The organism is Mesorhizobium sp. M7A.F.Ca.CA.001.08.2.1 (assembly GCF_003998455.1).
GTDB lineage: Bacteria > Pseudomonadota > Alphaproteobacteria > Rhizobiales > Rhizobiaceae > Mesorhizobium > Mesorhizobium ciceri.
The window spans coordinates 1-10,053 of the sequence record NZ_RZPW01000148.1 but is presented as its reverse complement, the minus strand read 5'-3'; the positions used below and the strand labels follow the sequence as shown (position 1 = coordinate 10,053).

The 10,053-nt window shown below is 62.9% G+C and carries 8 protein-coding genes; 6 read left to right on the top strand and 2 right to left on the bottom strand.

What is annotated here, in order from left to right:
* Positions 1-663, top strand: a 663-nt coding sequence (locus EN914_RS11605) for a fatty acid desaturase (RefSeq protein WP_127389087.1), incomplete at its 5' end; no start/stop codon positions are given.
* A gap of 11 nt (positions 664-674) precedes the next feature.
* Here EN914_RS11605 and EN914_RS11600 read toward each other — a convergent pair.
* Entirely contained in the window at positions 675-2,816 is a 2,142-nt protein-coding gene (locus tag EN914_RS11600; RefSeq protein ID WP_024503058.1) for a bifunctional diguanylate cyclase/phosphodiesterase, read from the bottom strand.
* Between the two features lie 234 nt (positions 2,817-3,050).
* On the opposite strand from EN914_RS11600, the gene hemH reads away from it, so the two are divergent.
* The 4 genes from hemH to EN914_RS11580 all read left to right on the top strand — a co-directional run bounded on the left by hemH (position 3,051) and on the right by EN914_RS11580 (position 7,028).
* Complete coding sequence (hemH, locus tag EN914_RS11595; protein ID WP_013529728.1) at positions 3,051-4,115, top strand: ferrochelatase; 1,065 nt, start codon at positions 3,051-3,053, stop codon at positions 4,113-4,115.
* A 155-nt stretch (positions 4,116-4,270) separates the two neighbouring features.
* Positions 4,271-5,482 (top strand): FAD-binding oxidoreductase, encoded by a 1,212-nt coding sequence (locus EN914_RS11590; protein WP_024502732.1) that lies wholly within the window; start codon positions 4,271-4,273, stop codon positions 5,480-5,482.
* A gap of 119 nt (positions 5,483-5,601) precedes the next feature.
* The gene (locus EN914_RS11585) at positions 5,602-6,552 is read left to right on the top strand and encodes an SPFH domain-containing protein (RefSeq protein ID WP_013529726.1); all 951 of its coding nucleotides are present in this window, start codon (positions 5,602-5,604) and stop codon (positions 6,550-6,552) included.
* Between the two features lie 11 nt (positions 6,553-6,563).
* On the top strand, positions 6,564-7,028 hold the full coding sequence (locus EN914_RS11580) for an NfeD family protein (RefSeq protein WP_013529725.1): 465 nt from the start codon (positions 6,564-6,566) through the stop codon (positions 7,026-7,028).
* A 4-nt stretch (positions 7,029-7,032) separates the two neighbouring features.
* Here EN914_RS11580 and EN914_RS11575 read toward each other — a convergent pair whose 3' ends face one another.
* Complete coding sequence (locus EN914_RS11575; protein WP_024502733.1) at positions 7,033-8,034, bottom strand: SIS domain-containing protein; 1,002 nt, start codon at positions 8,032-8,034, stop codon at positions 7,033-7,035.
* A 238-nt stretch (positions 8,035-8,272) separates the two neighbouring features.
* Here EN914_RS11575 and EN914_RS11570 point away from each other — a divergent pair.
* Positions 8,273-10,053 (top strand): outer membrane beta-barrel protein (locus EN914_RS11570; protein WP_164778715.1); only part of this gene is annotated, 1,781 nt, incomplete at its 3' end.

Here is a 10,053-nt window from a genome sequence, read left to right as displayed (position 1 = left end):
GCCTTTGAGGCGCAGCGGCTGAACGATGTCGTGGCGCGGGTGTGCAGCCTGGCGATCGTGCTGCCGGCGGACTGGTTCCGCTACTTCCACTTTGCCCACCATCGATACACGCAAGATCCCGACAATGACCCGGAACTGGCGTTCCCCAAGCCGGAGACATGGCGGCAATACCTCGTCCACATATCCGGCATCCCGTTATGGTGGGGCCACATCAACACGCTTTATGCCAACGCCGCGGATCGTGGTCGCGAAAGCTACGTTCCGCCAAAGGGCTATGACAAGGTGCGCATCGAGGCACGCGCCATGATTGCCTTTTATGCCGTGCTCCTTCTGCTGGCCGTCTATTTCCGGCTCTCGGTGCTTGTCTATGTCTGGATTTTGCCCGCTCTGTTGGGGCAGCCGTTTCTGCGCCTCTATCTCTTGGCCGAGCATGGTCGCTGTCCGTTCGTCGCCAACATGCTGGAGAACACCAGGACCACATTGACCAACTGGCTGGTCCGCAAGCTGGCGTGGAACATGCCGTTCCATGCCGAGCATCATGCCTATCCCGGCGTGCCGTTTCATCAACTGCCGCGGTTTCATGCGCTGATCGAGCGGCATCTCAAGGTGGTCGAGCCCGGCTATGTCAGCTTCCACGAAAAGTACATCGAGACGCTGCATTGACGATGGCCGGCCTAGCCGGTCTGGCTGTGCGGCGCCCGGGATCTCAACAGGCGCTGGATCTCGGCCGCCTTTGACGGCGCGCCGATCAGAAAGCCCTGCGCCTCGGTGCAGCCATTGCTGCGCAGGATATCGAGTTGCACCTCGGTCTCGACCCCCTCGGCGGTGACAGTGATGCCAAGCTCGGCACCCAGCCCGATGACGGTGCGAACGATCGCCGCGGTGTCGCGATTGCTCAAATCGTGGATGAACGAACGGTCGATCTTGATCTTGTCGACAGGAAAACGCCTGAGGTAGCCGAGCGACGAATAGCCGGTGCCGAAATCGTCCAGCGCGATGCGGATGCCGAGTTCACGCAACTGCCGCAGCGTCCTTAGCACCACCTCGCTTTCATCCATCAGCACGGTTTCGGTGATCTCCAGTTCCAACCGACCGGCTGGCACGCCGGAGAAAGCCAGCGCCGAGATGACGCTGCGGGCGAAGCTGCCGCTTTTAAGTTGCACGGCCGAGACATTGACCGCGACGCGCAGGCCGGCGGGCCAGCGTGCCGCCGCCGTGCAGGCTTTCCTCAGCGCCCATTCTCCAAGCGGCACGATCAATCCGGTTTCTTCGGCGACCGGAATGAAGCTGTCCGGCGCCACCATGCCACGTTCTGGGGAATGCCAGCGCATCAAGGCTTCCGCGCCGACGATCTCGCCGGAGGCGATGTTCATGATGGGTTGGAAATCGAGGTCGAATTCCTGGCGCGACAGTGCGGTCCCGAGGTCGACCTCCAACGCACGCCGTGCCTGTACCATTGCGTCCATTCCGGGTTCGAAGAACCGATACAGATTGCGGCCTTCGCTCTTCGCCCGGTAAAGCGCTGTATCGGCGTTCCTCAGCAGCGTGTCGGCGTCTCCGCCGTCGTCGGGGAAAACCGCGATGCCCAGGCTGATGCCGATATGCATCTCGCGGCTCTTGTCGCGGAACGGTTTTCCGATTGTCTCGACGATGCGCTTCGCGAGTTTTTCAGCATTGGCAATGCCCTTGAAATTGAACTGGATGATGACGAATTCGTCGCCGCCGAAGCGGGCAACGACGTCGTTTTCATTATGCAGGCAGCGCTGCAGCCGCTCGGCCACGCTCTTCAGCAGCCAGTCGCCGGCCGGATGTCCCCAGGTGTCGTTGACTGCCTTGAAGCGATCGAGATCGAGCGAGAAGATCGCCAGCGGCGTGGCCGCCGTGTCCTCCAGCGCAAGGTCGAGCCGTTCGCGAAACATCGAGCGGTTGGGCAATCCCGTCAGCGTGTCGTGATGCGCAAGATGGGTCATGCGCTCTTCGGTGCGGCGACGTTCGGTGACGTCGTCGAAGGTCACCACCCAGCCGCCGCCATCCATCGGCCGACGTGTGACCAAAACCGTCCTGCCGTCGGTAAGATGCCGATAGGCCGAATGCATTTTTGCCGCCGCCAGACAGGCTTCGGTCTTGGCGACTTCGCTGTCGACATCGATCTTCGTATAGATGCCGAGTTCCAGCAACCGTTCGAGCGCGTCGCGGTGCGTCGTTCCAAGCGGAAAGTCCGCCGGGGTGACCTTGTAGAGCTCCAGAAAACGCCGGTTGCGCACGATCATCTTGCCGTCGGCGTCATACATCAGCAAGCCTTGCGACATGTTGGCGAGCGCTGCGTCGAAGCGGCGGTGCTGTTCCTTGAGATCCTCTTGCGCGCGGCGCTGCTCGGTGATGTCTTCATAGATCGAAACCCAGCCGCCCAGAGCCAGAGGGCGGTGCGAGATGCTGACGATGCGGCCGTCCGACAGTGTTTCTTCGTAGGTCGAGGGCTTTGCCTGATCGATATAGGGCTTGCGGATGGCGTAGAGTTCGTCGGCGGTTTGCGAGGCGACGCCGATATCGACGCTGTGGCGCAGAATGTCGAGGAACCGGATGCCGGGCCTTATCACCCTGGCGTCGAGGCAAAAGATGTTTAGGTAGTTGCCGTTGCAGATGATCATCCGCTCGTCGGCGTCGAACATGCACAGGCCGTGCGACATGTTCTCGACCGCAGCCGAAAAGCGTTGGTTCTGCTCCCGCAGTTCGTCTTCCATGTGGCGGGAGCGGTCCATGCCTTCGGCCTCCCGTTTCGGGACGGCCGAACCATCCTTGGCATCAGCGACGGGCATGAGCGCGCCTGCGGACCGTGATCGAACAAGCTACTGTGGTCGCCGCTGGTTAATTTAGCGTTTTAATGCATGTCGCCCAAAAGTGACCTCGGTTTTGGGAGAACGACATGCATAAAACAAAGAGTTAAAGCGGGTCGTCTGAATCCATTCGGACAATCCGCTTTAAGGTGCGGCCAGACGCTGCATTGAATGCGCGCGCAAGATGGTTAGGTTCGCGTCTCCCGGAGAACCCTTATGACGCTTCCCACCCCTGCCGATCCCAAGGTCGCAAAAGCGCTCGGCCCGTTGCCCGCTGGGCATCCGCCGGTCAAGGCGGGCAAGATCGGCGTCATGCTGGTCAATCTGGGCACGCCCGATGGCACCGATTTCAAGCCGATGTGGCGGTATCTGCGTGAATTCCTGTCCGATCCGCGCGTCATCGAGCTCAACAGGGCGATCTGGTATCCGATCCTCTATGGACTTGTGCTCACCACGCGCCCCAAGAAGTCGGGCGCCAATTACGCCCGGATCTGGAACCGGGAAAAGAACGAGTCGCCGCTGCGCACCTACACCCGTGCCCAGGCCGAAAAGCTGGCCGAAGCGCTGCGCGACCTGCCTGATGTCGTCGTCGACTGGGCGATGCGCTACGGCAACCCTTCGACCGCCAGCATTGCCCAGCGTCTGGCCGACCAGGGCTGCGACCGCATTCTTTCGTTTCCGCTCTATCCGCAATATTCGGCGACGACCACGGCAACAGCCAACGACCAGCTGTTTCGCGCGCTGATGAAGATGCGCCGCGCGCCGGCCGTCCGCAGCGTGCCGCCCTACTATGACGAGCCGGTCTATATCGAGGCGCTGGCGCGTTCGATCGAACGGCATCTGGCGACGCTGGATTTCGAGCCGGAGGTGGTCATCACCTCCTATCACGGCATTCCAAAACCCTATTTCGAGAAGGGCGATCCCTATCATTGCCACTGCCAGAAGACGACGCGGCTGTTGCGCGAACGGCTCGGCTGGGATGACAGGAAACTGATCATCACCTTCCAGTCGCGCTTCGGCGCGCAGGAATGGCTGCAACCCTATACCGACAAGACGGTGGAGAAACTCGCACAGGACGGCGTCAAGTCGATCGCCGTCGTCAATCCCGGCTTTTCCGTCGACTGCATCGAGACGCTGGATGAGATCGGCCGCGAGGCGGCCGAAACCTTCCACCATGCCGGCGGCAAGAATTTCGCCCATATCCCTTGCCTCAACGACAGCGCGGAGGGGATGGCGGTGATCGAGGCGATGGTGCGGCGCGAACTGTCTGGCTGGGTCTAGGAGAAATTCCAGGAAAAGTGTGAAACGGTTTTCCCGGGAAAAGCGAATAGCGCTTTCCCTTGGGAATTTCGTCAACCGGAGTTAGAGCGGCTCGCCGCTCTAACTCCGGAACAACACAAGCTCCGGGGCGTTAAGGCGCGCCGCCGGAGAATGCGATGCCCCGCAAACTCGACCTCAGAACTGGCCAGCCCGTCTGGTCAGCCTATCGCGCGCCTGCGGTGCCGACGGACGGCCTGACCCGGGACGTCAAGGCAGATGTGCTGGTCGTCGGCATGGGCATCAGCGGCGCCATGATGGCCGAGGCGCTGACGGCCGATGGCCATCGGGTGATCTGTATCGACCGCCGCGGCCCGCTGAAGGGCTCGACGGCCGCGACCACCGCGCTGGTGGCATTCGAAATAGACCAGCCTCTCTCCACGCTTTCGAAGATGATCGGCAGAGCCTCGGCGCAGCAGGCCTGGCGGCGCTCGCGGCTCGCCGTCTCCAATCTCGCCGGACGCATCGCCGAACTCGGCATCAACTGTGGCCTGAGCCGGGCGCCGTCGCTCTATCTGTCTGGCACGATACTTGGTCCGTCGGAACTGCGCGACGAGGCCAAGGCACGGCGGCTAGCCGGCATCGCCGCGACCTATCTGACGCCGGCGCCGCTGGCGGAGACATTCGGCATCGACCGCGAAGGCGCCATTCTCAGCCACGGCAACATCGCGCTCGACCCGCGTAAGCTGACGGCTGGGCTGCTGCTGAAATCCCTTCAGCGCAAGGCTCGCTTCTACGCCCCCGTCGAAGCGACAGTGATTGAGGATAGCGCCGAAGCTGTTGTCGTCGCGACCAGGGATGGCCCGACCATAACCGCGCGACATGTTGTTCTGGCCACCGGCTACGAACTTGTGGAGATCGTGCCGGCCGCGGCCCACCGGATCATCTCGACATGGGCGATCGCAACATGCCCGCAACCGCGAAAGCTCTGGCCGGACGCAGCGTTCATCTGGGAAGCGTCGGAGCCGTATCTGTATATGCGCACGACGATCGACGGCCGGGTCATTTGCGGCGGCGAGGACGAGGATTTTGTCGACGAAGCGCGGCGCGACGAGCTGATCGCCGACAAGAGCACACGCATCGCCGAGAAGCTCGGCCTGGTATTTCCGCATCTCGACACCAGGCCCGATTTTGCCTGGACCGGTTCGTTCGGCACCACAACCACCGGCCTGCCCTATATCGGCGCCATTCCCCGCCACCCGCGCATCCATGCGGTGATGGGCTACGGCGGCAACGGCGTCACCTTCTCGCAGATCGCTTCCGAGATTGTCCCGGCTTCGATCAACGGGTTGGAGGACACGGATGCAAGATTGTTTGCCTTCAACCGCTGATCGCACCCGCAAACAATCCGTCATCACCTGATTGTAACGCATCTGAAACACACTTAAGTCTTTGGTGAAGTCGGCCGCGCGAGAATGGCTTGTGCGGCCTTCGTCTGAGGGAGAGCCAAATGGATTTCAGTGGTTTCGATATTGCGGTTGGTGCACTTGCCCTTCTGGTATTGGTGCTGCTGATCAAAGGCATCAGGACAATCCCGCAAGGCTACAACTATACGGTGGAGCGCTTTGGCCGTTACACCAAGACACTGAGCCCGGGTCTCAATTTCATTTACCCGTTCATCGACCGCATCGGCGCCAAGATGAACATGATGGAGCAGGTGCTCGACGTTCCAAGCCAGGAAATCATCACCCGCGACAACGCCATTGTCGGTGTCGACGGCATCGCCTTTTTCCAGATCCTCAACGCCGCCCAGGCCGCCTACCAGGTTTCCGGCCTGCAGAACGCCATCCTCAATTTGACGATGACCAACATCCGTACCGTCATGGGTTCGATGGATCTCGATGAACTCCTGTCGAACCGCGACGCCATCAACGAGCGCCTGCTGCGCGTCGTCGATGAAGCGGCCCACCCGTGGGGCATCAAGATCACCCGCGTCGAAATCAAGGACATCAACCCGCCGGCCAACCTTATCGAATCGATGGGCCGGCAGATGACCGCGGAACGCAACAAGCGCGCCCAGATCCTTGCCGCCGAAGGCCTCAAGCAGTCGCAGATCCTCGAGGCCGAAGGCCGCAAGGAAGCCGCCTTCCGCGATGCCGAGGCGCGCGAGCGTTCGGCCGAGGCGGAGGCCCGCGCCACCCAGGTGGTGTCGGAAGCGATCTCCAAAGGCGATGTGCAGGCGCTGAACTACTTCGTCGCCCAGAAATACACCGAAGCGTTGGGCAAGATCGGCACCGCGACCAACAGCAAGATCGTGCTGATGCCCTTCGAGGCATCGTCGCTGATCGGTTCGCTAGGCGGCATTGGCGAGATCGCCAAGGAAGTCTTCCGCAGCGAGGGCACGACCGGCTCGCAGAGGCAGGCCGCGCGCCCGCCGGTCGTTCGCCCAACCGACAACTGAGGTCGAAACCAATGATCGACCGCATCGTTTCCGAACTCGGCCCGTGGAACTGGATGGTTCTCGGTTTCGTCCTGCTGGTGATGGAAATCATCGCGCCGGGTATCTTCATGCTGTGGATCGGCATCGCCGCGCTGATCATCGGCGCTGTGTCGCTGCTGATCTGGGACACCGGCTTCTGGACATGGCAGGTCCAGGTCCTCGCCTTCCTGGCGCTGTCGCTGGTCTCGGCCTATGTCGGCAAGAAGCTGGTCGGCAGCCGCAACGACCCGACCGATCAGCCGCTGCTCAACCGGCGCGGCGCGCAGATGGTCGGCAGGATGGCGACACTTGCCGAACCGATCCGTGACGGGCGCGGCCGCATCAAGCTGGGCGACACACTGTGGCGTGTCTCCGGCCCTGACCTGCCGGCCGGCACGCAAGTGCGCGTGACGGGTGCGGCCGATACGGATCTGGAACTGACCGTCGAGGCGGTCTGAACGTTCAGGCGGCGCCGATACGCAGCAGATCATGCAGGTGGATGAGGCCGACTGGTTTCCGGCCCTCCACCACCATCAGGCTGGTGATGGCTGAATTGTTGATCGTCTGCAGCGCCGTTGCCACCAGCGTGTCCGGCGTCGCGGTCTTCGGACCTCTTGTCATCACCTGATCCACCGTCATCGCCAGCAGATTGCTGCCGATGTGACGGCGGATGTCGCCATCGGTGATGATGCCGACCAGCGCACCGTCGACATCGGTGATCGCGACGCAGCCAAACCCTTTGCGCGACAGTTCCAGGATCGCGTCCTGCATGCCGGTGCCCGCAACCACCAGCGGCAGCCTGTCGCCGACATGCATGATCTCGCGGATCTGCGTCAAATTGGCGCCGAGCTGGCCGCCCGGGTGAAAGGTGCGGAAATGGTCCGGCGTGAAGCCGCGTGCTTCGAGCAGCGCGATCGCCAGCGCGTCGCCCATCACCAGTTGCAGCAGCGTCGATGTCGTTGGCGCCAGGCCGTGCGGACAGGCCTCCGGAGCGCGCGGCAAAAGCAGCACCACGTCCGCCGCCCGCGCCAGCGCCGATGTCTCTCCGGCGGTGATGGCGATCAGCGGAATGGAAAAGCGCCTGGAATAGGCGACGATGCCCATGAGTTCCTTGCTTTCGCCCGACCACGACATGGCGATGATGGCGTCGTCCCTGGCGATCATGCCGAGATCGCCGTGGTTGGCTTCGGCGGGATGGACAAAGAAAGCCGGCGTGCCGGTCGAGGCCAGCGTCGCGGCGATCTTCGAACCGATATGGCCGCTTTTGCCGACGCCGGTGACGATGAGCCGGCCTTCAATCCCCGAGATCATCTCGACCGCCTGGGCGAAAGGCGCGGCCAGCCCATTCTCCAGCGCCTCGGCGAGGGCTGCGACACCAGCCTGTTCTGTCGCCACCGTCCTCAGCGCCGAAGCGATCGAGGCTTGCCTGTCCAAAGGCTTCTTATCCAGGGATCCCGCATGCATGGCTGATGCGATTAGCGCTTTGCCGGCGCGCTGTCCAACGGAAATGGCCCCAGGCATATCGCCCGAACGTGTGCGGTGGTTTCAGACGACGGCAGGCGAGAAAACGCACGCAGTATGAATCCCTTTGGAAATCAGCGCTTCAGGCAGCTGACGGGCCGCTGCCTCAACCCTCCGTTAACCATCCCCATTTACGGTTCGGTAAGTATGGCGCGCGTGCGCCGCGCAAGCAGTGGTGGCGATGTCCGGGGTCCAGCCAGAAAATTCGACGCGACGTGGGGGCAAGGCGGTCTGCGCCTTGCTGCTGGCAACCAGCATGTTTGCCTTGCTGCGCCCAACGGCGCTCCATGCCCAGGAAACCGAACTGCGCGGCGAAGTTTCGGAATCGGCGATCCTGTCCGACCAGCAGCGCAAGGCGAGACAGCTGGCCTTGGCAGCGCAGGGTCAACAGCCGGCCAACGCCGCGCAGGACAATGCGCCGGCCCGCACCTATCTGCCGGCCAGCGCCGGTGCCGTGCCTGACGACGCCGACACTGGCGACGCCACCGCGACCGGCAGCCTCTTCGACCCGCCGGCAGCCACTGACGACACGTCCGCCGACACGGCGGCGCCGCCCAAGCCGCGCCGCCGCTCATCGAGCGCCAGGCAGAATGCGGCTGACCAAGCCAAGGACAAGGCTGCCGACAAGTCGAAAAAGAAGAAGAAATCGACGGCCGACACCTCCGACATCACCGCTTCCACGACCGCCTCCCGGACCGCCTCCACGACGGACGCCACCGATGCTGCAGAGACCGATGCGGACACGGCCAACCGCCGCGCACTCACCATCGACAGCGCCGACAGGCAGAAGCTCGACCCAGGAGCGGAGCGTACGGACGCCATCGAAGGCCAGAAGAAGAAGCTGGAGGATGATCCGTTTGCCGCCACCGGCATCAAATGGGGCTCCTTCGTCATCCGGCCGACGATCGAACAGGGCCTGACCGCCACCTCGAACGGCGATTCGAGCAGTGCAGGCAAGTCGGCGCTGCTGTCCGAGACGGCGCTGCGCTTTTCCGCCGCCTCCGACTGGCGCGAGAACTCCGCTACGATCGACGGCTATGGCCTTTTTCGCGAGACCGTCTCGGGTTACCCGGTTCACGACGAGCAAGGCCGCATCGAAGGCCAGCTCAATGTCGATCTCGACAATGAATTGCGCGCCATCGCCAAGCTCGGCTACGAGGCCGTGCCGGAATCGGCATCATCGCCGGACGCCATTGCCGGCGTCAGCAAGCAGCCGCTGCGGCAGACCATCGATGGCAGCCTGGCCGTCGAAAAGCATCTTGGCAAGATGCAGTACACCTTGACCGGCGCGGTCTCGCACGACTTCTACGGCGACGCCAAGCTCTCGGACGGCACCTCGCTGTCGCAGAAGGATCAGGACTCGACGCTCTACACGGCGACGTTGCGCACCGGCTACGAGATCTCCCCTGCCCTGACCCCCTTCACCGAAATCGAGGTCGGCCGCCGGACCTATGATCAACGCATCGACAATGAAGGCTTCGAGCGCTCGTCGACGCGGCTCGGCGCCCGCGCCGGCCTTGCACTCGACATGGGTGAGAAGCTGTCGGGCGAATTCTCGGCCGGCTGGCTCAGGGAAGCGATCGACGACAAAAATCTTGATGCGATCTCGGGTGCCACCGTCAACGCCGACCTCAAATGGTCACCCGAGCGCGGCACCATAATCGGCCTGACCGGGCGGACCACCGTCGAGCCCACGACCACATCGGGCGAGAGCGGCGACATCCTCTATTCCGGTCGCCTGACCGGCGAACGCCAGATTCGCGCCAACCTCACCGCCAACGCGGCTCTGGGTCTCGACTGGCGTGATTACATCGGCATCGACGGCCATGACAGGGTGTTGAGCGCCGAGGCCGGCCTGACCTGGTGGCTGAACCGCTACGCCGGCCTGACCACAAGAGTGAGGACCGAGAAACTGACCAGCAACCTGCCGGGCCGGGACTACACCGCCAACAGCATCTTCCT